At 60.8% G+C, this 22507-nt stretch carries 20 protein-coding genes; 4 read left to right on the top strand and 16 right to left on the bottom strand.

The annotated features are described in order from the left end of the window. Nucleotides 1–70 precede the first annotated feature (70 nt). Complete coding sequence (locus ACRQEG_RS01580; protein ID WP_320758122.1) at nucleotides 71–670, top strand: class I SAM-dependent methyltransferase; 600 nt, start codon at nucleotides 71–73, stop codon at nucleotides 668–670. A 39-nt stretch (nucleotides 671–709) separates the two neighbouring features. Here ACRQEG_RS01580 and miaA read toward each other — a convergent pair whose 3' ends face one another. The 11 genes from miaA to dapB all read right to left on the bottom strand — a co-directional run bounded on the left by miaA (nucleotide 710) and on the right by dapB (nucleotide 12372). Next, complete coding sequence (miaA, locus tag ACRQEG_RS01575; RefSeq protein ID WP_320758123.1) at nucleotides 710–1648, bottom strand: tRNA (adenosine(37)-N6)-dimethylallyltransferase MiaA; 939 nt, start codon at nucleotides 1646–1648, stop codon at nucleotides 710–712. Then, nucleotides 1645–2205: a regulatory protein RecX gene (locus tag ACRQEG_RS01570; protein ID WP_320758124.1), complete on the bottom strand. Its 561-nt coding sequence runs from the start codon at nucleotides 2203–2205 to the stop codon at nucleotides 1645–1647. The genes miaA and ACRQEG_RS01570 overlap by 4 nt, the downstream gene beginning before the upstream one ends. A gap of 109 nt (nucleotides 2206–2314) precedes the next feature. Then, a complete protein-coding gene (gene recA, locus ACRQEG_RS01565; protein ID WP_320758125.1) occupies nucleotides 2315–3487 on the bottom strand; it encodes a recombinase RecA in 1173 nt (390 codons plus the stop codon). Nucleotides 3488–3789: 302 nt separating this feature from the next. Then, nucleotides 3790–4026 (bottom strand): DUF3046 domain-containing protein, encoded by a 237-nt coding sequence (locus tag ACRQEG_RS01560; RefSeq protein WP_320758126.1) that lies wholly within the window; start codon nucleotides 4024–4026, stop codon nucleotides 3790–3792. Nucleotides 4027–4210: 184 nt separating this feature from the next. Continuing rightward, nucleotides 4211–4591 (bottom strand): helix-turn-helix domain-containing protein, encoded by a 381-nt coding sequence (locus ACRQEG_RS01555; RefSeq protein ID WP_026428564.1) that lies wholly within the window; start codon nucleotides 4589–4591, stop codon nucleotides 4211–4213. A gap of 156 nt (nucleotides 4592–4747) precedes the next feature. After that, nucleotides 4748–5290: a CinA family protein gene (locus ACRQEG_RS01550; protein ID WP_320758127.1), complete on the bottom strand. Its 543-nt coding sequence runs from the start codon at nucleotides 5288–5290 to the stop codon at nucleotides 4748–4750. Continuing rightward, nucleotides 5287–5898 (bottom strand): CDP-diacylglycerol--glycerol-3-phosphate 3-phosphatidyltransferase, encoded by a 612-nt coding sequence (pgsA, locus tag ACRQEG_RS01545; RefSeq protein ID WP_435730740.1) that lies wholly within the window; start codon nucleotides 5896–5898, stop codon nucleotides 5287–5289. The genes ACRQEG_RS01550 and pgsA overlap by 4 nt, the downstream gene beginning before the upstream one ends. Before the next feature lie 9 nt (nucleotides 5899–5907). Then, nucleotides 5908–8811: an FtsK/SpoIIIE family DNA translocase gene (locus ACRQEG_RS01540; protein WP_435730741.1), complete on the bottom strand. Its 2904-nt coding sequence runs from the start codon at nucleotides 8809–8811 to the stop codon at nucleotides 5908–5910. A gap of 61 nt (nucleotides 8812–8872) precedes the next feature. Next, nucleotides 8873–10549: a ribonuclease J gene (locus ACRQEG_RS01535; protein WP_320758188.1), complete on the bottom strand. Its 1677-nt coding sequence runs from the start codon at nucleotides 10547–10549 to the stop codon at nucleotides 8873–8875. 155 nt (nucleotides 10550–10704) lie between these two features. Continuing rightward, entirely contained in the window at nucleotides 10705–11616 is a 912-nt protein-coding gene (dapA, locus tag ACRQEG_RS01530) for a 4-hydroxy-tetrahydrodipicolinate synthase (RefSeq protein WP_320758187.1), read from the bottom strand. 9 nt (nucleotides 11617–11625) lie between these two features. After that, nucleotides 11626–12372 (bottom strand): 4-hydroxy-tetrahydrodipicolinate reductase, encoded by a 747-nt coding sequence (gene dapB / locus ACRQEG_RS01525; RefSeq protein WP_320758186.1) that lies wholly within the window; start codon nucleotides 12370–12372, stop codon nucleotides 11626–11628. A gap of 37 nt (nucleotides 12373–12409) precedes the next feature. On the opposite strand from dapB, the gene ACRQEG_RS01520 reads away from it, so the two are divergent. Beyond that, complete coding sequence (locus ACRQEG_RS01520) at nucleotides 12410–14383, top strand: ABC-ATPase domain-containing protein (RefSeq protein ID WP_435730742.1); 1974 nt, start codon at nucleotides 12410–12412, stop codon at nucleotides 14381–14383. On the opposite strand, the gene ACRQEG_RS01515 is transcribed toward ACRQEG_RS01520, so the two are convergent. The 5 genes from ACRQEG_RS01515 to ACRQEG_RS01495 all read right to left on the bottom strand — a co-directional run bounded on the left by ACRQEG_RS01515 (nucleotide 14380) and on the right by ACRQEG_RS01495 (nucleotide 20372). Then, on the bottom strand, nucleotides 14380–15693 hold the full coding sequence (locus tag ACRQEG_RS01515) for a M16 family metallopeptidase (RefSeq protein WP_320758184.1): 1314 nt from the start codon (nucleotides 15691–15693) through the stop codon (nucleotides 14380–14382). The two genes, ACRQEG_RS01520 and ACRQEG_RS01515, sit on opposite strands and share 4 nt — an antisense overlap. Nucleotides 15694–15785: 92 nt before the next feature. Next, complete coding sequence (locus ACRQEG_RS01510; protein WP_320758183.1) at nucleotides 15786–18215, bottom strand: polyribonucleotide nucleotidyltransferase; 2430 nt, start codon at nucleotides 18213–18215, stop codon at nucleotides 15786–15788. 273 nt (nucleotides 18216–18488) lie between these two features. Then, complete coding sequence (rpsO, locus tag ACRQEG_RS01505; RefSeq protein ID WP_016442511.1) at nucleotides 18489–18758, bottom strand: 30S ribosomal protein S15; 270 nt, start codon at nucleotides 18756–18758, stop codon at nucleotides 18489–18491. A 182-nt stretch (nucleotides 18759–18940) separates the two neighbouring features. Beyond that, nucleotides 18941–19321, bottom strand: a complete 381-nt coding sequence (locus tag ACRQEG_RS01500; RefSeq protein ID WP_320758182.1) for a phage holin family protein — start codon at nucleotides 19319–19321, stop codon at nucleotides 18941–18943. Nucleotides 19322–19379: 58 nt separating this feature from the next. Continuing rightward, a complete protein-coding gene (locus ACRQEG_RS01495) occupies nucleotides 19380–20372 on the bottom strand; it encodes a bifunctional riboflavin kinase/FAD synthetase (protein ID WP_320758181.1) in 993 nt (330 codons plus the stop codon). 239 nt (nucleotides 20373–20611) lie between these two features. Between ACRQEG_RS01495 and ACRQEG_RS01490 the strand changes: the two genes are divergently transcribed. Next, the gene (locus ACRQEG_RS01490) at nucleotides 20612–21565 is read left to right on the top strand and encodes a PfkB family carbohydrate kinase (protein WP_320758180.1); all 954 of its coding nucleotides are present in this window, start codon (nucleotides 20612–20614) and stop codon (nucleotides 21563–21565) included. A 23-nt stretch (nucleotides 21566–21588) separates the two neighbouring features. Next, nucleotides 21589–22488, top strand: coding sequence for a DUF4862 family protein (locus ACRQEG_RS01485; protein ID WP_320758179.1), 900 nt, complete (start codon nucleotides 21589–21591; stop codon nucleotides 22486–22488). Nucleotides 22489–22507: the final 19 nt, after the last annotated feature.

Here is a 22507-nt window from a genome sequence, read left to right as displayed (position 1 = left end):
GGCGCATATGCGTGTTCTACGGCGCTTCCTGCGAGTTTCTTCCTCTCCGTGGCTCGTTTAAGCTGGTGTTATGACTTCGCACTACTTTTCAGAGCATCCGGATACCGCGAGCAATACCCGCACCATGGAGGTAACGATCCGCGGGCGGGACTATTCCGTTACGGTCGACGACGGCGTCTTTTCCGGCAACGGCCTCGATAAAGGAACCGCGGTCCTCTTACGAAAAGTGCCCGAACCGGAGTTGGAGCCAGGTGAAATCGCAGTGGACCTCGGATGCGGCTGGGGGCCGATCACCTTGGCTTTGGCCGCTGAAACTCCTCACGTTATCGGGGTGGATGTGAATGAGCGGGCTCGTGAATTGACGCGTATCAACCTTGAAACCAATGGCTTGCGTGGCGAGGTGCTTACCCCCGGCGAGGCCCTGGAGCGTTTAGGAGAGAAATCAATTCGGTTGCTCTGGTCTAATCCTCCTATCCGGATCGGGAAAACTGCCTTGCATAACTTGCTTGCTACCTGGCTGGGCCGCCTGGCCTCAGATGGCGAAGCCTACCTGGTTGTACAGAAAAATTTGGGTGCGGATTCTCTTGCTACCTGGATAGCGGGCGAGGGCTACCTGTGCGAGAAGATTGGATCCTCCAAGGGATTCCGGGTCCTGCATGTACGCCGGTAGCTATGCGCATTGGCCACTAGGTTCGAAGAAAATACCCCGCTAGTGACACGGGCACTCCTCGCACTCCTCAGTCAAATCCTCGAGGATTCGGGAGGCAAGCTGGACCGGGGTATCCGCATCAGCTTCCAGCCACGTTATACGCGGATCGGCCCGGAACCACGAGCGTTGCCGACGCGCAAGTTTCCGGGTAGCGATACGGATTTCTTCCGTTCCTTCAGAGAGGCTGAGGCTGCCGTCCAGGATCGCCATGGCCTGAGGGTATCCGGTGGCCCGCGATGCGGTAGGGGCTTCTCGCAAGCCGCGGCGCAACAAGTCCGCGGTTTCTTCGAGGAGTCCTTCCCTCATCATCTCATCCACACGTGCGTTGATCGCGGCATGAAGGTCAGTTATTTCGCGGTGGATCGCGAAGATATGTACATCCTCATAGTGCGAGGTGTGGCGCGGGAAACGCGGGGTGTAGGGCTTACCCGTGAGCCGAATAACTTCCAGAGCTCGAATGACCCGGCGTTCATTACGAGTATCGATGGTGGCATACGCCTCCGGATCGCGTTCCTCCAACTCCCGCAAGAGCCGAGGGTAATCGCTGCGGGCTTCTTCCGTAATCACAGCACGCAGCCCGGGATCGGTCCCGGGGAACTGCAATTCATCAAGAAGCGCAGACACATAGAGCCCCGAGCCTCCCACCACCAAGGGGATTTTCCCCGCCGCGGTGATAGAAGCTAGATCCTGCCGAGCATGCTTTTGATAGGCAGCAACCGAAGCTTCTTCCGCGATATCCAGCTCATCAATTTGATGGTGGTGAATTCCATGCCGCTGCGCGAGCGGAAGTTTAGCGGTACCGATATCTAAACCGCGGTACAGCTGCATCGCATCGGCGGAGATGATCTCCACCCTGGATGGCCCACCCAAAAATTCTGCAAGTTCCAGCGATACAGATGTTTTTCCGCTTGCGGTGGGCCCCACGACTGCAATAATCACTCTGCCACCGTACCTTCGGACGCGTAACTGTACCCGCCATCACCCATTTCTTCCGCGGTGCGTTCATCTAGGAGAAGCGCCCGGGCTTGACGCAGCGCCTGTGCGCATTGCTCGGCTGTGAAGCCGCGCCGGGCGAGCATGGCGTACGTGCGCTGAGCTAGCGTTTCCGGTTTCCCGGAAGCGCTGCGCAGCTTCTTCACGGCTAGCTCCACCGCGGAATCAAGTTCAGCATCGGGACTAATTTCCGCGAGCGTTTCTTCGATGAGATCCGCGGCTACGCCTTTGCGGCGCAACTCAGCTGCGATAGCACGCCGGGAAGCATTTTTATCACGCCGACGAACCGCAGCGAGGACACGCGCAAACTTGGCATCGTCAATGTAGCCAGCAACTTCAAATTCGTGGAGTACCCGTTCAGCCACTACCTCCGGCACCTGACGGGTGTGGAGCGCCTGACTGAGCTGATAACGGGAACGGTCCATCATACCTAGCTGGCGATAGACAATATCCCGAGCCCGGCGTAGTTGTTCTTCTTCACTCAAGGATTCAAGGTCACGCACACCTCGGTTCCCTCGCCCATTCCGGGTGCCCCGCTGTGATCGGCTGCGGCCCGGTGATCGCCCAGAGTGCTTGTTGGTATCCGAGTAGTTTGTCACCGTGACCACCTACTTAGAAGTCAACAGTCTCGGTAGCATTCCCACTGCTTTTCGCGGATGAGCTCTGCTTGGTACCCGTGGAACTGGTAGCAGCACCACCGCTACCCGCCTTAGTTTCGGTTTCTCCGGTTTCGGTTCCTTCCGTATCTTCACGCAGTCCGGCCTTGCGGAGAATTTTATCCTCAATTTCATCACGCAAATCCGGATTATCCATAAGGAATTGGCGGGCCTTTTCTTTGCCTTGGCCCAATTGATCACTCTCATACGTGAACCAGGCGCCGGCTTTGCGAATAATATTCAACTCCACACCGACATCGAGAAGGCTTCCCTCCCGGGAAATTCCCTCACCGTAGATGAGGTCAAATTCTGCCTGCTTGAAAGGCGGAGCCATCTTGTTCTTGACGATCTTGACGCGGCAACGATTCCCCACCGGCTCACTACCGTTTTTAAGAGTTTCAATGCGCCGCACGTCCATGCGAACGGAAGCATAGAACTTGAGTGCCTTCCCTCCGGTGGTCGTTTCCGGGTTACCGAACATCACGCCAATTTTTTCACGCAGCTGGTTAATGAAGATAGCGGTGGTTCCCGAAGCCGAGAGTGCACCGGTCATTTTCCGCAGCGCTTGGCTCATGAGGCGTGCCTGTAAGCCAACGTGGGAATCACCCATATCGCCTTCGATTTCCGCCTTGGGAACAAGGGCCGCCACGGAATCGATGACGATAATATCGATCGCGCCAGAGCGGATGAGCATATCGGCAATTTCCAAGCCCTGTTCTCCGGTATCCGGCTGGGAGACAATCAGCGAATCAGTATCAACGCCCAAAGCCCGCGCATAGATCGGATCAAGTGCGTGTTCTGCGTCGATAAACGCAGCGATGCCACCATTGCGCTGCGCGCTGGCAACAGCATGGAGAGCAACCGTGGTTTTACCCGAAGATTCCGGGCCGTAAATTTCTACCACGCGCCCGCGCGGCAATCCGCCAATACCGAGGGCGATATCCAGGGCGATAGATCCGGTAGGAATGACTTCCACCCGGGGACGGACATGATCCCCCAGCCGCATAACGGAGCCCTTACCGAATTGCTTATCAATTTGCGCCAGGGCGGTATCAATTGCCTGTTTGCGATCATCCGCCATGGGGCGCCCGACCGTTTTGGTGCGGGCACTAGCTTTAGCTGCGGCCATATCCCATCCTTACTCACGTTTCCTACAGATCAGGCCTAGGCGAGACACTCCCTCTCCGAGAGGCTCGAGATCACTGTATATCCGGCCTACGACATACTTAGACGCTGCGAAACTCTTGTGGATAACGCTGACGCCTGAGGATCTGTGGATCTGTGGATCATTCTAGTACGAACGGTTGTTCGGTACCGCATTGAACAGGTGTGTCACCCACTGCATTCACACCTAACTCGCGAATACTGCACGCAACTGCCTACCGCGAGAACGACGTGCGAGCACTACTTCACGAGTACTACTCCCGGTCACTATTCACGGGCCGCGAAATCTTCCGGGCTAAGCCTATGGAGGTAGTGATAGTAATCCGGGAATCCCATCGTGTCGCACACGGCATCCCAGATACGTTGCGGATCTTCCCCAGCTTCAAGGGCTTGGGCCGGGCTACGATCTCCCAGGGCGGAAAGAACGAGATCTTGGGCTGCACTTCTCCCGCGCCCATGCGGGAAAGCACGATCAATATTGAGCCAGAATTCTGATTCACGCACCGGTGGATTATATTCCTTCATGTGTTGTGGGGTCGTGGGTAAGACGCGCCTGGCGAGAAGCGCTCCGACACAGCATAACGGCGCGTATCAAGGAGAGCTGAAGCCACGGAGCTAGCTCTGAGCGCCCCCGCTTCGCGAGCGGTGCGCACCTTGACCGCGCCGTTTGCGACGTGGTGCACAGGGATTACTTTGTAGTGGAGAGTTCCCCACGCATGAGTTCCGCCGGGCTTTCCGGCACGCGCAGGTGGGCCGGGATGCGACCTTCAACCAGGTCAATCCGATCGGCAACCAAGCGCAGCACGTGACTCATGGGTACGTTAAGCGCCCGGCAAATCGAAGCGAGGAGTTCCGAAGAAGCTTCCTTCTGGCCACGTTCGACTTCGGAGAGATATCCGAGAGATACACGTGCATCGGAGGAAACTTCCCGCAGGGTACGCCCTTGCCGTTGCCGGTAAGCCCGTAAAACCTCACCAATCTCTTCGCGAAGGAGAGCGGGTTGGCGCTGTTCAGGACGCACTACGAAATCATTCTTCCGGGTTACGCCGGTACGGGTATCAATTGTCATCACTAACCTCAACGCCTACTTCCTGTTTTTATTCCCCACAGAGCGAAACATCTTCATCGCCTCCGGTGCCAGGCTCGTGGCACGAGGCCATCAAAAGGTTCCACAAATATTAAGCCAGGCGAATCTGAAGATTTACTGGGAGCGAACAGGAGTTAGTCAGGACACAGCCGACTCGGCACCCTGATCGGTTGCGCCGTCGTGCAAAAACGCGTCAAGAAGTTCGACGGCGCCGCGCACCGCCCCGCTCCGTACGTCGCTACGCCCCCCGGCAATATGAAGTTCGCGCGCCATATGCGCCCCGTTCCGCGTGCTCACCGCAATCCATACCGTTCCCGCCGGGTGTCCATCATGCGGGCCGGGCCCGGCTACCCCGGTGGTGGCCATGCCGATATCAGCTCCGGCGACGTCGCATACGCCCTGCGCCATCTGGAGCGCCACGTCCCGATCCACCGGCCCGTGGCTACGTAGACGTTCACGGGATACGCCCAGGATGCTGGCTTTGAGGTCGGTGGCATAGCTGACCACTCCCCCGCGCAGCACCGCGGAAACCCCGGGAATGGTGACGAATTGTGCGGTGAGCAGCCCTCCGGTGAGGGATTCCGCGCAGGCGAGGCTGAGGCCGCGTTCCCGCAAGCGTCTCACGCAAGTTTGCGTAAGCGCGGCGAGCTCCGCCGTGCCAATGGGCTGCGCCGTCGTCATGAGTGCGCCTCGTGGCCGCCACCGCGGGCAATACGCACCGCGTCACCTACATATCCGATCGCGGACCACACCGAAAGTACGAGGGCAACCCCGAGGGTTATCCACCCGAGCCACTGGAAAATATCTCCGCCCGGGTGACCAAGCCACGCGATCCACGGCAGCATGAGGATACCGGCGCCGATGGACTGGGCAAACATCTTGAGTTTGCCGATCCATCCAGCTGCTATGACCTGTTTCGTCACCACGAGCATCCGCACCAGAGTAATGAAAATTTCGCGGGAGATCATGAGGATGGTGACCCACCACCACAACCGGTCATGAAGAGACAGCATAATGAGCGCCGCTGCTATGAGGCCTTTATCAGCGATGGAATCGGCAAGTTTCCCGAAGTTGGTGATGAGGCCCCGCGAACGCGCCAGCTGCCCGTCAAGGCGGTCAGTGAACGCGGCGACGGCGAAAACTACCCACGCCCAGAAACTGCGAGTAGCAGTGGGCTCCCAGAACACCCAGATAAAAACGGGGATGAGGATAATCCGCGTGACCGTCAAAGCATTCGCAATATTGAGGAGGGGCGGCTCGCTCGCCTCCGGAGCGTTCGTGTGAGACATGGCCCTACTTTACCGCCCCGTGAGCTGCCAGGCGTCCTCCCCGGATTCGCCAGCGGGGTCATCGTCGTCATACCAGGTGGGTGCGGTGCTCTCCGGGTCGTGTGCCAGTGGATCTTCGGCGTAGCGGTTTGCGTACCCGGTGCCGGCTCCGGCGCCGTTCGCGCCGTTTGCTGCGCCTGCACCGCTTCCAGCGTAGGCACCGTTAGCGACGTTCCCGGCGTTCCCGCCTTCCGCACCGTGCCCCGTTGCCGCGCCATTCGCTCCAGTTCCCGGCGCACCGGCGCCAGCTCCGGACCCGCCATCACCTGTTTCGTCCTCGTAAATCGAGTCGCGTTCTCCGCGCAGCATAGCGAGGGCATCCTCCACCAGTTCCGGGGCCACCAGCACGTCGCGGGCCTTGGAGCCTTCGGAAGGCCCCACAATCTCGTATTGTTCAAGCAGGTCCATCATCCGCCCCGCCTTGGCGAAGCCAATGCGCAATTTGCGTTGCAACATAGAGGTAGATCCGAATTGGGTGGTGATAACAATTTCCGCGGCCTGGAGCAGAATATCGAGGTCTTCACCGATTTCTTCGCGCTGTTTCTTCTCGCGCCCGGCGGCCTCTACCGTTTCTTGGAAGTCTTCGCGGTACTGGGGGCGCAGCTGCGTTTTCACATGCTCGACAACACGCTCAATTTCCGCCTCGTCCACCCAGGCACCTTGAAGGCGAATCGGCTGGGCACCGCCCGGCATGAAGAGAGCATCACCTTGCCCGATAAGCTTCTCCGCCCCACCTTGATCGAGGATGGTACGCGAATCAGCTAGCGACGAGGTCATAAAGGCTAGGCGGGAAGGAATATTCGCTTTAATGAGACCGGTGACCACGTCCACGGAGGGACGCTGGGTGGCGAGCACCAGGTGAATGCCGGCGGCGCGCGCCAGCTGGGTGATGCGTTGGATGGAGGATTCCACGTCGCGCGGGGCCACCATCATCATGTCAGCCAATTCGTCCACCACGACTAGCAGGTAGGGGTAGGGCTGGAGGGTACGGTGCGGATCATGCGCCTTAACGGTGCCCGCCCGTATCGCCTCGTTGAAATCGGTGATGTTCTTGAAGCGGTAGGACTGCATATCGTCGTAGCGCGCGTCCATCTCCTTGACCACCCATTCCAGCGCCTCGGCGGCCTTCTTCGGGTTGGTGATAATCGGGGTGATGAGATGGGGAATGCCCGCGTAAATCGTCAGCTCCACACGTTTGGGATCCACGAGGATCATCCGCACTTCGTCCGGGGTGCAACGCATGAGCACCGAGGTAATCATCGAGTTGATGAACGATGACTTACCGGCACCGGTGGCGCCCGCCACCAGCAGGTGCGGCATTTTCGCCAGGTTGGTCACCACGAACTGCCCACGCACGTTCTTTCCCACCGCCACGGTGAGGGGATGGTGGTCACGGCGCGCCACGTCGGATGCCAAGACGTCGCCTAGCTGCACCACTTCACGGTCCGCATTGGGAATTTCGATGCCGATCGCGGATTTACCGGGAATGGGGGAAAGAATACGCACATCGGCGCTCGCCACCGCGTAAGCAATATTTTTCGAGAGCTGGGTGATGCGCTCTACCTTGACACCCGGCCCCAATTCAACTTCGTACTGGGTGACCGTCGGGCCGCGCGAAAAGCCTACTACCTGCGCATCCACCCCGAAATCAGTGAAGACCTGGGTAAGCGCAGCCACAACACGATCATTGGCTTCGGTACGTTCGGGATGCACCGCTCCGCGTTTGAGCAGCTCCGGTGAGGGAAGCTCATACAAAATACTCGGGTCGAGGGCCAGTTGCTGAGTGCGGGTGAACGGTGCACCGGTATCGGGTGCGGGCAGATCAGGCACCGTAGCCTCCGCATCCTGGGTCTCAGCCACGCCGCCGGTTTTCTTGGTGCGCACTGTTTTTTTCGGCGACGGCGCCGCCCGGCCCGCCGGCCCGCCGCCCGCCGTAGTCTGCGGCAGCACCGTGGTAGCGCCCTGGGATTGCGCACCGTTGGCGCCATTGGCACCGTCTGCCCAGGCAGCCCCCGCCGCCCCGTCCGCACCATTCCCGCCGTTACTGGAGGCTGGATCGGTAGCGGCGTCGTCGTGCTCAGAAGAAGCCCCGGACAGTGCCGCATCCAAGTAACTGCGCGCGGATTTTTTTCCACGCCGGGACGTGCGCCCGGCGCTGGGGAGCCGGGTGGTGTTCTCCGCCGCGTCAATATCATGCGGGGAATCGTAGGGCACCGAGGCGGAATGCCCGCGGTTGGCGATCTCCTCCCCCGCATCAAGCTGGCGCTGTTCGCGCCGGTCCCGAATAGTCGCGGCGATATCCGCCATCGAGACGTCGGCGATATAGAACCCGGCCCACAGGATAATAATGACGAGGATAGGAACAGCTCCCCACGGGGAGAAAAGCATCTCGAGGACACCCCCGCTGAGCCACCCGATCAGGCCGCCGGCGTTTTCTACGTCCGCGAAGTGGTCGGCTGGGCTACGCGGCTGTTTTACCACATGAATAATGCCGGCCAGGCACACCACAATAATCAACACACCCAGCAGTACCCGCCGGTGTTCATTCCCGCGCGCCGGGACCACCAGCCTGATAGCGAGGGCCAAGAAGACGGCAGGAAGAAGAACGGAGAGCAGCCCGAAGATACCGGCGGTGGCGTGGTGAATAACCCCGCCAAGCACTCCGGAAATATTGAACCATTCGCGCAGTGCCACAATAACCGCGAGACCGAGGAACGTCGCCACGAGGGCGTTGCGCACATTGCCCGTCAGCTGGCGCCCCTCCGCCCGCTCCGTGGCCGCCCCGTTTGCGGGCGTGGCGGAGCGTCGGGACGGGCGGCGCGCGGGCGCCGTCGTCTCTTTCTCGGTTTTTTTGACACGTCGCTGAAACTTCACATCAAAAGCCTAGCCTTTGTGCAAAAAGTTGCCCCTCCCGGCGCGCCGCGTGCGAGGGGGACTACACCTCTACGACGGTCGGAATAATCATGGGCGAACGGCGCAGTTTACGGGAAACCCAGCGTCCCACCACACGCCGCATGGCCTGCTGCATCCCGTAGCTATCCGAACCCTTCGCCACGGCTTCTTCCAGGGCCCGCGTGACTTCCGGAGTGATGCTGTCAAAGACAGTTTCATCTTCAGCCATAGCGCGCGCCTGGAGGTGCGGGCCGGTAACGATACGCCGCGCATTGGTATCCACCACCGCGAAAATAGCAATAAAGCCTTCGTTGGAGAGGATCTGACGGTCCTTGAGTTCAGATTCGGTAATATCCCCGACCGAGGAGCCGTCTACGTAAATATTCTGGAAAGGCACCGAGCCGACGAGGCGAACTTCGCCGTCGATCATATCGATAACCGAACCGTTTTCCGCCAGGATCACATTATCGGCAGGAACCCCGGTTTTCACCGCGACGCCAGCGTTCGCGACCTGGTGGCGCACCTCCCCGTGAATGGGCATGGCGTAGGCCGGTTGCAATATGTTGTAGCAGTAGAGCAATTCGCCCTGGGCAGCGTGCCCGGATACGTGCACCCGCGCATTGCCCTGGTGGATCACATTCGCGCCGAGCTTGATGAGCCCGTTGATCACCCGGAACACCGAATTTTCGTTTCCGGGAATGAGTGAGGAGGCCAGCAGCACCGTATCCCCGGGATTAATCGCCACCTTGGGATGGGAACGATTCGCGATGCGGGAAAGCACCGCCATGGGTTCACCCTGCGAGCCGGTCGACATGTAGATGCGGCGGTTTTCGGGCAGATCCTTCATGTTCTTGAGATCGACGACGGTGCCTTCTGGCACGTCCAAATACCCCAGTTCCTCCGCGATCTTCATATTGCGCACCATGGAGCGGCCCACGAAGGCGACCTTACGACCGTTCTGAGCCGCGGCGTTGAGGACCTGCTGGACCCGGTGCACGTGCGAGGCAAAAGAGGCAACGACGATCTGCCCGGTAGCCCCGCCGATCACCGAATCAATCACCGGCTGAATTTCCGATTCGGAATGCACAAAACCGGGAATTTCGGCATTGGTGGAATCGCACATGAAGAGGTCTACGCCTTCATCCCCGGCCGCCGCGAAAGCACGCAGGTCGGTGAGGCGCCCGTCCAGCGGAAGCTGATCCATCTTGAAATCACCGGTGATGAGAATATTGCCCTCCGGGGTGCGGATGAAGAGGGCCAGTGCATCCGGAATGGAATGGTTGACGGCGATGAACTCAAATTCCATGCCCGCGATGCTCATAGAATCCCCTTCGGCCACCACGGTAACATTCGGGGAGATGTGGTGCTCCTGGAGTTTCGCCTCCACAAAAGCAATGGTCAATTGGGAGCCGATTACCGGGATATCCGGGCGCATTTTCAGCAGATACGGCACCGCCCCGATATGGTCCTCATGCCCGTGAGTGAGCACGATGGCGGCAATATCCTCGAGGCGATCTTCCAGATAGTCAAGATTCGGGAGAATAAGATCAACACCGGGTTGGGCTTCTTCGGGGAACAGCACGCCACAATCGGCAACCACCAGTTTTCCCTGGTATTCAAGAACGTTGCAATTGCGGCCAACTTCACCAAGCCCACCTAGGGGAACAATACGAACGGCATTCCGCAGCGGTGGTACAGATTTCTTCACTTCATCACTCACCCCTGTATTCTCTCACGAAGCGGGGCGCTTCCATAGGTGCTTCGTGCCCGGGCTTAAAACTGGCGGCTAGGTACCCGTGAAGTCGCGGGCACCGCGTGCGTCACCAATGAGCACCGCGTGCATCACCGGGGCACACCGTGCCCGCACCAGCAGGGTTAGCTAGCTGGGAGAAGCCCCTCGGCGCGCAGCGCTTCCGCCAATTCGGCGATTTGCGCCGTAGATGCCCCTACCAAGGGCAGACGCAGAGTAGCCGAGGGGATAATCCCGAGAAGTTTGAGTGCTTCTTTCGCCATAACGGCCCCCTGCCCGCTTCCCATAATCGCGGAAATAATTTGGCGTTGCGCGGCGGCTTCCCGGCGAGCAGCCGGCAGATCTCCGGCATCAACTTGTTCTACCAGGGCCCGCAAGCGCGCCGCAATAACATGCCCGGCCACCGAAATCACCCCGGAGGCCCCGTGCGCGAGCCAGGCGAAATTGAGGGCATCGTCGCCCGAGTAATATTCCAAGCCGGTACGTGCCATTTTGACGAAACCTGCCGCCACGTCCCCGGTGGCATCTTTCACGGCGCGGATGCGAGGGTGCTCAGCCAGGCGCAACAGCGTATCCAGTTCGAGCCGTACCCCGGTACGCCCCGGGATATCGTAAACCATCACGGGCAGATCCGTGGCTTCTGTCACGTTCACAATATGTTGGTAGACGCCTTCTTGGGAGGGCCGGTTGTAATACGGGGCGACGACGAGCAGCCCCTGCGCCCCACTCTTCTCGGCGCCGCGGGCAATGCGCACCGCGTGAGCGGTGTCATTGGAACCGGCACCGGCGATCACCATGGCGCGGTTACCCACCGCCGCGCACACTTCCCGCACCAGGACATCTTTTTCCGGCTGGTGCGTGGTGGGAGATTCTCCGGTGGTGCCAGATAGGAGCAGGGAATCACAGCCCTGATCCACGAGGGTGGTGGCCAGCGCCACCGCGGCATCAACATCCAAGGACCCGTCGGCGTGGAAAGGTGTCACCATAGCGACGCTAACGGATCCGAAACTACGTGAAGGCAAAGTGTGCTCGTCCATGGGCTCAGCCTATCGTTCCCAGCTCATGTACCGCTCTAATCCCACCTGCACGCCCGGATGCTGGTCAATGCCGCGGATGGCCAGAAGCACCCCGGGCATAAAAGACTCACGGGTGAACGAGTCTTGGCGCAAAGTGAGCTGTTCCCCCGGATTTCCCAGCAGCACAGTTTCGTGGGCATTCAGGCCCCGGAGGCGGACCGCGTGCACCGGGATGCCGGCAATTTTCTCCCCGCGAGCGGGTGCAGGCCCGACGGTGGCATCGGGAGCCGGGGCGCATCCGGCTGCAGCCCGGGCCGCCGCGATTTTCTCCGCGGTGGCGCGCGCCGTTCCCGAGGGAGCATCAACTTTATCGGGATGGTGCATTTCCACCACTTCGACGGATTCGAAATACGGGGCGGCCATTTCCGCGAACATCATGGTGAGCACGGCACTCAAACCAAAATTCGGGGCAATAAGCACATGGCGCCCCGTCTCCTTGGCCACCGTCTCGATGCGCGCAATCTTTTCCGGGGTCCATCCCGTGGCCCCGACGACGGCGTGACAGCCATTGGTCAGCAAAGCCCGCACGGTATCTTCCGTGGCATCGGGAACGGTGAAATCAACTCCCACGGTGGCACCCGCCAGGGTCCGGGCGTTGATGGGATCGTCCTTGGTGATCCGGGCGGTCAGGTTCATATCGGGAGCATCGGTAACGGCGGTGCACACGGTGCTACCCATCCGTCCCGCCGCGCCGATTACAGCTACGTTGATAGTCATACCGTCCATGCTACGTGGCCTGGATAGACTAGGTGCTATGAGTTTTGGATATGAGCACAGCTCGGAACGTTACGATGCCCACGGTGGGCGCGACTACCGGGGCACCCGGGGCCCGCGCGAAGGCCGAGATCGCCAATTTGACCGCCGGAATAGGCGAGGCGGGGGGCCGCGGGAACGGCGTGAATTTGTGCGGGTCGAGGGAGACGACGTCGATCTTATCGACCGTCTCCACGAACTGGACGGACGTAACTACCCGGCCTACAAGTCCGTTATCGGTGATTATGACTACGGCATGTACACGGTCCATATTGATCGGGTGCAATCCGATCCCTACGCCCCGCCCTCCTCGTTGCGGGTGACCGCCGATCCGGCGAAGGTGGGGATTCCCGCTGACCTTCTCACCACCCCGGAACAGCGCCTGGCTGTTGCTGATTTCCTGGCCCGTACTTTTGCGGAGCGCGCCCGCCATTCTCGCGATATTTCCATCGCGAAAGTGGGGCAAGAGATTTTGGAGCGTTCGAGCGCGACTGTTTTCGCCAATCACGTGGAACTACGTTTCCAATGTCATTTCCCGGCTCAGGGGCGCACCATCCTCGGGCACGCCATGGCGCAAACCGCAGATGAGTACCTTCCCGAGATTATCGAAGCCACGCTCAATTTCTCCTCCGAAGGGGAAGAATTCGCTGCTCACCGGGCCGCATTACGCAGGCACGTGGAAGCCTATGAGGATTATCTCGCTCTCCAGGCAGTGGTTCGGGAGCGCGGTTGGATTGGTTTTATTAACGACGGCGCGGTGCTGGTGCGCCGCTCAGGAATTTCCGATCTTCCTTTGACAGACGCCATCGCCTTCTCCAGCCCCGAGAACTTGCGTGAAAGTGTGCATCTCCCCCATGCCGGTGAGGTGACCGGTATGCCGATTATCCCGGGTATCACGGTGATCGTCGGCGGGGGCTACCACGGTAAATCCACGCTGCTCTCCGCTCTCGAGCGCAGCGTCTATCCGCATATCCCCGGGGACGGCCGCGAACTGGTGGCCCTGGATCCCAGCGCGATGAAAGTGCGTGCTGCCGATGGGCGCTGGGTGACTGGCGTGGATGTCTCGGCTTTCATTAATTCCCTGCCCGATGGCACGGACACCACCGATTTTTCTACCGAAAACGCGTCGGGTTCCACGTCGCAGGCCGCCGCTATTTCCGAGTCCATCGAAGCAGGTTCGCGGGTCTTGCTTATTGATGAGGACACGTCGGCTACTAATCTCATGATTCGTGATGAGCGGATGCGCGAGCTGGTTCCTGCCACTCAGGAACCTATTACACCTTTTGTGGATCGGGTGGCCGGTATGGCGCGCGCCGGTATTTCCACCATTATGGTCATGGGTGGCTCGGGCGATTATTTAGATGCCGCGGATCGGGTGCTTCTCATGGACCACTATGTGTGCCACGATGTTACGGAACAGGCCCGTAAGGTAGCGGCAGCACACCCGCGGGAACGCAATGATATTGCTGAGTTTACACACCCGGCACCGCGCTATCCGCTCCCGCTCAAAGCCCACGGGGTGAAGGCGAAAACGAAATCGCGCGGGGTGGATCTTATTTCTCTGGACCGCGCGGATATTGATGTCAGTGATGTGCCCCAGATTGTGGATCCGGGTCAGACCGCCGCGATTGCCTGGGCGATTCGCTCCCTGACCGACCCCACCCGCGCTCTATGCCTGCGGGGCAAATACAGCGTCCCGGAGGGTATAGAGCGCCTCGAAGAAGCGATCGCTACGCACGGTCTGGATGCCCTGGGTGCCGGTGAGAAACCAGCTTTCCTGGTACGGCCGCGCGCGGTGGATATCGCCGCGGCGCTTAACCGTTACCGCACCCTCAAGGTGGTGCACGCACCGGTGGACGATCCGACCTCGGACGGGGCGGAGGATGCAGAAAACGCTCAAGATACCGTCGCCACGGAGGTCGCGCCGTCGGCCGAAAGCGCACCGTCCGCACCGTCGGCCGAAAGCGCCCGCTAGTTCTCCGGTCCGACCGTTACACACGAACGCTGGCCTGCCGCAATACGGCGGGCCAGCTCGTTTATATCGGCGGCGCGCACGGCGCGGGCCCGGCGCAGGTGTTCCTCATGCGAAATGAGGCTGCCGCGCACCAGCTCGGAGGTGCCGAGCCGGGTCATGGCGGTGCCCACTCGTTCGGCGTCGAATACAATATCGGCACGCAGGCGCCGGAAGGCGGATTCCGTTTCTTCTTCGCTTACGCCGTCGCGGGCGAGGCGATCCAATTCGGTCATCATGAGCTCGCGTACGGTGCCCACATTATGCGGGGCGCAGCCTGCCGCTAGGCAGAACATCCCACCTTCGCGATAGCTGACCGGGAAGGAATAAGTCGAGTAGGCCAGGGCGCGCCGCTCGCGAATTTCCTGGAAAAGCCGCGAGGAAGTTCCCCCGCCCAGAATCGCATTGAGGGCGAGCAAAGTGGGCAGGTCCTCACTGGTCAAGCTCACCCCCGGCATCCCCACGATAACCGCCGCCTGCTCCACTTCCTTCGGAACGTGCAGCTCGCGCGCTTCCTGGTAGACGATAGGCGGGGCGATACGGCGCGGGTGCGCATCGCGCTCCGTGCTCAAATCCCAGCCCCCGTCACTCAGCGCGCGCACCGCCAGCTCGCATAGTTTGTCATGGTCGACGGCGCCCGCGGCAACCACCACCACTTCATCAGGATGGTAGACCCCGTGGTAGTGCTCGAGAAGCGCCTCGTGTTGCAATGCCCGCACCGTCTGCGCCGTTCCCCCGACGGGGCGCGCCAGCGGGTGATCCCCAAAGACAAGCTGCGGGATTTTTTCCATGGCGGTATCGGTGGCGTCGTCAGTGTACATGGCGAGCTCTTCGAGGATAACGCCGCGTTCCACCGCAAAGTCTTCGGCACTGAGGGTCGCGCTGGTGAGCATATCGGCGAGGATATCAATAGCCTGGGGCAGGTCCTCGTCAAAAATATGACCGTGATAGTGGGTGTATTGCTTCGAGGTAGCCGCGTTGAATCCCCCGCCCAGGTAGTCCGTTTCTCGCGAAATATCGAGGGAGCTGCGCCGCTTCGTGCCTTTGAACAGCAGATGCTCGAGGAAATGGGTGGATCCTTGGGTCGCCGCCACTTCGTCGCGAGACCCGGCGCCCACCCACATGCTGACGTAGGTGGAGTGAATATGGGGCAGGCGGTAGCTGAGGACACGGAGCCCGCCGGGGAGGACGGTGCGGCGCAGAAGTGCGCCGTCGTCGTCAATACTGAGACTTGCGCCCGTATCAAGCGGAAGGGGCAGTTCGCTATACAACATGGGAATACTTTCCTGGATAGTTACGCAAACTCCCCGAACGTCCGGAAACATTCGGGGAGCTCACTGTACCTTAGCGCCCGTAGGCGCGGGTTTTAGTCTTCGTCCGTGTGAACGGTGCGACGACGCCGCCGCGAACCGCGACTTCCACGCGAACCGCGACTCGAGCTGGAATCAGCATCGGAATCGTCGGCCGAAGGTGCGCTGGGCGCCGAGGACTCGCTGCGCCGGCGCGAACGGGAACGTGCCCGGTTCTGCCGCGGGGCGCTCTCCTCCGCGTCATCGTGTTCGCCCTGCTCGGTAGTTTCGGTTTCGGCGTTTGCTTCGCCTTCCGGAACGACCGCTTCCAGGGAGATCTTGCCGCGATCATCGATTTCACCGATTTCAACCTCGACCTTATCGCCCACGTTGAGGACATCTTCCACGTTCTCCACGCGCTTGCCGCCCACGAGGCGGCGAATCTGGGAAATGTGGAGGAGGCCATCACGGCCCGGGGTAAGGGAGATAAACGCACCGAAGGTGGTGGTCTTGACCACGGTACCCACGTAGCGTTCACCCACTTCGGGAAGCTGCGGGTTGGCGATGGAATTGACGGTGTCACGAGCGGCTTCCGCGGAGACGCCGTCGGAGGCGCCGATGAAGACGGTGCCGTCATCTTCGATAGTGATTTCCGCGCCGGTGTCTTCCTGGATCTGGTTGATCATCTTGCCCTTGGGGCCGATGACCTCACCGATCTTGTCCACCGGAATCTTCACCGTGAGGATGCGAGGGGCGGTGGGCGCCATCTCATCGGGACCGTCAATGGCCTGGTTCATGAGATCGAGAATGGCCAGGCGGGCATCACGGGCCTGGGAAAGCGCCGCGGAAAGAACTTCCGCGGGGATGCCGTCCAGTTTGGTGTCCAGCTGGAGCGCGGTCACATACTCGCGGGTACCGGCCACCTTGAAGTCCATATCGCCCAGGGCGTCTTCCGCACCGAGGATATCGGTGAGGGTCACGTACTTGGTTTCCCCGTCGATCTGGGCGGAGATAAGGCCCATGGCGATGCCGGCAACCGGGGCCTTGAGCGGCACCCCGGCATTGAGCAAGGACATGGTCGAGGCGCATACGGAACCCATGGACGAGGAGCCGTTCGAGCCCATCGTCTCAGAGACCTGGCGGATGGCGTAGGGGAATTCTTCCCGGCTGGGCAGCTGGGATTCCAGGGCCATTTCGGCCAGGTGCCCGTGCCCGATTTCGCGGCGCTTGGGGCTGCCCACACGCCCGGTTTCCCCGGTGCAGTAAGGCGGGAAGTTGTAGTGGTGGATGTAGCGCTTGTGGGTAATCGGGGAAAGATTATCCAGCGGCTGCTCCATCTTGAGCATATTGAGAGTGGTCACCCCGAGGATCTGCGTTTCGCCACGCTGGAAGATCGCCGAGCCGTGCACGCGCGGCAGCACGCCGGCCTGCGCGGAAATCGAGCGAATATCGGTGGGGCGGCGCCCGTCCATACGCACGTTTTCGGTGAGGACGTGGCGGCGCATAACTTCCTTGAAGTGGTCATTGACCGCAGCAGCGAGGCACGGACCGTCTTCTTCCAGGTCGAACTGGGCATCGGCGGGCACCGTCAGTTCGGAAACGATCTGATCGGTGAGGTCGTTGAGAGCGGTATCGCGCTCCACCTTGTCCACAATTCCGAGGATGGTGTTGAAACGATCCCCGAGTGCATTCCCGACGGCCTCAAATTGGGCATCGGTGTAATTCGGGAAGAAGGGGTAGTCCGCGGTGGGCTTCCCGCATTCTTCGATGAGGGTGCGCTGCGCTTCGCAGAGGGTGCGGATAACACCCTTGGCGGCTTCCAGACCCTGGGTAATAACCTCTTCGGTGGGGGCGATGCCACCGGCGGCCACATTAGCTTCCGTTTGTTCGGGAGCTTGGGCCTCCACCATGGTGATGGCGACGTCATCCCCAACAATGCGCCCGGCAATATCCATGGAGAAGGTGGCGCGCGCCATTTCCGACCAGCGCGGGAAGGCGATCCACTGCCCGTCCACGAGGGACACGCGAGTGCCGCCGACCGGCCCGGCGAAGGGCAGATCCGTCAGCGAGGTGGACAGGGAAGCGGCGTTAATCGCGAGGACGTCGTAAGCATCATCCGGATGGATTGAGAGGACTGTTTCCACGATCTGCACTTCGTTACGCATGCCCTTGGTGAAGAGCGGGCGCAGGGGGCGGTCGATAAGGCGGGCAGCCAGAATGGCGTCCGTACCGGGCCGACCTTCGCGACGGAAGAAGGAGCCGGGAATTTTACCGGCCGCGTAGGATCGCTCTTCTACGTCCACCGTCAGCGGGAAGAAATCAAAATGTTCCTTCGGGCTTTTCGAGGCGGTGGTTGCGGAGAAAACGGTGGTTTCCCCGTCCAGGTAGGCCAGGGCAGCGCCGTTAGCCTGTTGGGCAAGCAGCCCGGTTTCAAAACGAATGGTACGTGTTCCAAAGGAACCGTTATCAACAACGGCTTCCACACTATGAATATTGGGACCCTCCACGGGACCTCCTTTTATTTCGGCCGCGAGGCGGCCATCAGTGGTAATTCACGAAAACGGGCCTTGCGTTCCCGCCTTCGTCAACCATCACCGAAGACCACGTTCGCGGTACTCCACATATTGGGGTGCGCAGGCGCGCCACACCCTGTCTATCGTAGTGCCCGAGCAAGCAGCTGAGCGCCGCGCGCGGTTCACTTGCGGCGATGCTGAGCAGCTTCTCACGCCTGCGGGCATACGGAAAGCGGCCCGGGATGAAACCCGAGCCGCTTTAAGTACTTATCGACGCAAGCCGAGACGTGCGATCAGCGACCGGTACCGCTCGATATCTTCCTCAGCGAGGTAGCTGAGAAGGCGGCGGCGCTGGCCGATAAGAAGCATAAGACCACGACGCGAATGGTGGTCGTGGATGTGCGAGCGGAAGTGCTCCGTCAGCTGTGAAATACGAGCCGAGAGCAGGGCCACCTGCACTTCGGGGGAACCGGTATCGCCCTCATGCGTGGCGTATTCGGCAATGATCTTCTGCTTTTCTTCAGGCTTGAGGGCCATGCGATTCTCCTTAGTTTCCGTTGCACGGAGCTCCGGGGCATGTTCTCCCAGGCATGACGCTACCGTGGCCGATGTAAACGGCCTGAAAATTCTAGCACACGGCGACGACGCCCCGCACTGGCGTATCCGCCAGTGCGGGTGTGGCCTTCCCCGCTTTCTCTTGGCCGGTCGATGGCAGGTAGCTAGGAGCGATCGACGAAACCGCTGAGCGCCATATTGACGAGGGAGACCACAATCCCACCGAAGAGGGCCGCCCAGAAGCTGCCCACAACCAGGTGCACCGCCAAGCTCTGGGAGGCCCAGGCGGTGAGCGAGATCATCGCCGCGTTGACCACGAGGGAGAAGAGCCCGAGGGTGAGGATATAGAGCGGGAAGGAAAGGAATTTCAGGATCGGGCGGATAACCGCGTTAAGGATGGCAAGAATGAGGCCGGCCACCACGAACCATCCAATGAGACGGAGGGTATCGGGGGCCTCCCCCACCATTGCCAGACCGGGGATCAAGAGCGTGGCCACCCACAGCGCAAGAGCATTAATGGCGACGCGAAGAGCGAATGTACTCATGCACCTACCCTAGCGAATGCTGCACGCCGTTTCCCGACCGTGCTGATGATGCGGCCGGTCATGAGGCCTGCACTGACCCGGGTGGGACACGTCCGGCGGGCGGAACACCCAGTCGGTCTGCGGTTTCCAAAACGTCCATGTCGATCCGAGTCAACAATTCATCAACCGAACCGAATGTGAGCATGGGGCGGATACGGGAAACGAAATCGATACTGATGGGTTCTCCGTAGAGGTTGAGATCGCTACGCCCGAGTACGTGGGCTTCCACGGTGCGTTCCTGGCCCTCGAATTGAGGATTGGTGCCCACCGAGATGGCCGCCGGGAGATATTCTTCGGCGGTACCACCTGGAATATGGCGCACCAGCCACCCGGCGTACACGCCATCCGCGGGAACTTCGCCCAAATCATCCCCGCTGAGATTGGCGGTGGGGAACCCCAATTCGCGCCCGCGCCGTGCCCCGTGTACCACGGTGCCGTGAATACGGTGCGGGCGCCCCAGGATCTGCGCGGCGCTAGCGACATCACCGGTAGCAAGCGCGGCGCGCACCCGAGTAGAGGACCACCGTTCCCCCTCGGCGTCACAGCGGTCTCCTACGATTTCCACACCGAAACCCAGCTCGGTACCGAAGCGGCGCAGCACCGCCTCATCCCCGGTATTCCCCGCCCCGAAGCGGGCATCGTGCCCAACCACCACGAAACCGGCCCGGAGTTGGCCCACAAGCTGATCCCGCACAAATTCCGCGGCGGTGGCGCGGGCGTAGGCCGCGTCGTAATGCTGGAGATAGAGCGCATCCACTCCCAGCGTTTCAATGCGGTTAATACGATCTTGCAGGCTCATAACGAGGCGAATATGCGCCTCGGGGCGGTGGACGGTGGCCGGATGGGGATCAAACGTGAGAACAATAACGGGCCAACCGAGTTCCCGGCCAATATCAACCGCGCGGGTGAGAACGGCGCGGTGCCCACGGTGGACGCCGTCGTATACCCCGAAGGTCACCACGCTCCGGTCAAAATCCGGCGAAATATCTAAGGGAGATGTCCAAATCTGCACGTTCTCCAGGGTAGCTTATCCCCACCGTTATCCCACGTGCGCAAAAACCAAAATTTTTTGCGCGCGCGGGCTTGACATTTTTCCGTCATGGCGCAGGGCCGTTCGTGCCCCGTATACCCCAAAATCCCGGTGATTTTCCAGATAAACTGGTACGCGAAGAAAGCGTGCGCAGCGTCGGGCAGCCAGGTTACGGTGCCCCGGGCCTGCGCGCAGAACAGCTGTGGCGATGGGAGGCACCAATGGCACGATTTGTGAGCGCCGGTGAAGCGCTTGTGGACATTATTATCCGTGAGGGAGAGACCGGACCGGGCACTGAGGTCGTGGGCGGTTCACTTCTCAATGTGGCATCCGGTGTCTCCCGACTCGGCCAGCACGTGGAGCTCGCTACCTGGTTCGGACGTGATGAGCGCGGGGAACGAATCGCTGCGCAGGCAGCCGCCATGGGTGTGGAGATTGTCCCCGGGTCCGACGGCGCCAGTCGCACCACCACCGCGAGCGCTTTCCTCGACGCGGAGGGCCGGGCGCGTTATGAGTTCGACGTCGAATCGGACCTCCCCGAGATTCCGGACCCGGATACGGTGGGGCACCTGCACTGTGGTTCGTACTCTGCGGTGGTGGGCACCTCGAGCAAGAAGATTTTGCGCGCCGTCAAGCGCCAGGCCCTCACCGGCACAGTTTCTTATGATCCGAATGCCCGCCCGGATCTGATGGGTTCTCCCGAAAAGGTGCGGGAGAGCATTGAGGAACTGGTGGCACTGTGCGATGTGGTCAAGGCCTCTGATGAGGACCTCGAATGGCTCTACCCCGGTGAGCCGGTGGAGCGGATTATGCGCCGGTGGGTTACCTCCGGGCCTGGCATGGTGGTGGTCACCCGCGGGCCGTGGGGTGCTTATGTCAAGCTAGCCGGGGAACGCGATATGCTCGTCGTCGATCCGCTTAATGTGGAGCTGGGAGACACGGTAGGTGCCGGTGATTCCTTCATGGCCGGGATGCTGGCCGGGCTCTTGGAGGCCGGGCTCCTCGGCTCGGTGGAAGCCAAGCAGCGCCTGCGCGCAGCCCATTTCTCTGACGTACGCCCCGCCCTGCACCAGGCGGTTATTACGGCGGGGCTGACCGTCAGCCACGACGGTGCGTACTCCCCCACTCCCGCGGAGGTGGACACCGTCCGCACCGGCGATCCGGCGCTACGTTAAGTATTATTTTGGAAGGAAAATAAATGACACTCCCCTTCGTTGTTGGGGCGTATGCTTCGCTCCCCGAACCTGCCTCGCAGCCCGACTACTATCATCTGCTGGCGGAGCAGGAATGGATCTCCGGAATCGAGATTCCTTTCCCCGGAGTCCTGGCCAGCGATGCCAAGACTATTGCGGATGTGATCGCCCCGCACTGGACACTTAACACAATTACCGCGATTCCCGGCACCATGCAGAACGTCGGCAAAAACCCGGCTTTCGGACTGGCCTCCCCCGACGAGGAGGGCCGCGCGGCCGCTCTCGCTTTCACCCGCGAGATTCGCGACGCCGTTGCCTCCCTCTCTCAGCTCAGCGGCCGCCCCGTCATCACGAAGGTGCAGCTCCATTCAGCCCCCACAAAGCAGGCCGACGGCGCAGCTTTCCGCGCCTCCCTTGCCGAGCTATCGGAGTGGGATTGGTCCGGGGCAGTTCCGGTGATTGAGCATTGTGACCGCTATATTGAAGGTCAAGCTCCGGAAAAGGGCTTCCTTGCTCTCGAGGAAGAAATCGCCATCTGCCAAGAGCTGGGCCTGGGTATCCACATTAACTGGGGCCGCTCCGCACTCGAGGAACGTAGCGCGGATACTGCTTTCGCCCATATCGAGGCGTGCGGACAGGCGGGGGTACTTGCAGGTCTCATGTTCTCCGGGGCGGGCCCGGCAGAAACCCAGTACGGCTACTCCTGGATTGATGGGCATCTCCCCTCGCAGACCGATGAACCAACATCGATTATGACGGCGGGAGAAATCACCCGCTGTGCCACCGCCGCTCGTGAGGGCGGGGCGCAGTACCTAGGTGCTAAGATCTGCGTGCCGGCCAATGCTTCCTTGCCCGAGCGCGTGGCCATGCTTGAGCATATTCACCGTGCCGCGGTAGCGAACTAGCCGCACATTACCGCTAGCG

This window comes from Actinotignum stranguriae (genome assembly GCF_051265215.1).
GTDB lineage: Bacteria > Actinomycetota > Actinomycetes > Actinomycetales > Actinomycetaceae > Actinotignum > Actinotignum schaalii_C.
Note: the sequence above shows the minus strand (reverse complement) of the source record. Positions and strands in the feature narration are given on the sequence as shown.

Bases quoted from the DNA above. Each gene is read 5' to 3' on its own strand.
- dapB (WP_320758186.1), bottom strand. From the start codon at position 12,372: ATGACTATCAACGTAGCTGTAATCGGCGCGGCGGGACGGATGGGTAGC.
- ACRQEG_RS01555 (WP_026428564.1), bottom strand. From the start codon at position 4,591: ATGACAATTGATACCCGTACCGGCGTAACCCGGAAGAATGATTTCGTA.
- ACRQEG_RS01550 (WP_320758127.1), bottom strand. From the start codon at position 5,290: ATGACGACGGCGCAGCCCATTGGCACGGCGGAGCTCGCCGCGCTTACG.
- ACRQEG_RS01520 (WP_435730742.1), top strand. From the start codon at position 12,410: ATGAGTTTTGGATATGAGCACAGCTCGGAACGTTACGATGCCCACGGT.
- ACRQEG_RS01515 (WP_320758184.1), bottom strand. From the start codon at position 15,693: ATGTTGTATAGCGAACTGCCCCTTCCGCTTGATACGGGCGCAAGTCTC.
- ACRQEG_RS01490 (WP_320758180.1), top strand. From the start codon at position 20,612: ATGGCACGATTTGTGAGCGCCGGTGAAGCGCTTGTGGACATTATTATC.
- ACRQEG_RS01485 (WP_320758179.1), top strand. From the start codon at position 21,589: ATGACACTCCCCTTCGTTGTTGGGGCGTATGCTTCGCTCCCCGAACCT.
- pgsA (WP_435730740.1), bottom strand. From the start codon at position 5,898: ATGTCTCACACGAACGCTCCGGAGGCGAGCGAGCCGCCCCTCCTCAAT.
- recA (WP_320758125.1), bottom strand. From the start codon at position 3,487: ATGGCCGCAGCTAAAGCTAGTGCCCGCACCAAAACGGTCGGGCGCCCC.
- ACRQEG_RS01580 (WP_320758122.1), top strand. From the start codon at position 71: ATGACTTCGCACTACTTTTCAGAGCATCCGGATACCGCGAGCAATACC.
- ACRQEG_RS01500 (WP_320758182.1), bottom strand. From the start codon at position 19,321: ATGAGTACATTCGCTCTTCGCGTCGCCATTAATGCTCTTGCGCTGTGG.
- rpsO (WP_016442511.1), bottom strand. From the start codon at position 18,758: ATGGCCCTCAAGCCTGAAGAAAAGCAGAAGATCATTGCCGAATACGCC.
- dapA (WP_320758187.1), bottom strand. From the start codon at position 11,616: ATGGACGAGCACACTTTGCCTTCACGTAGTTTCGGATCCGTTAGCGTC.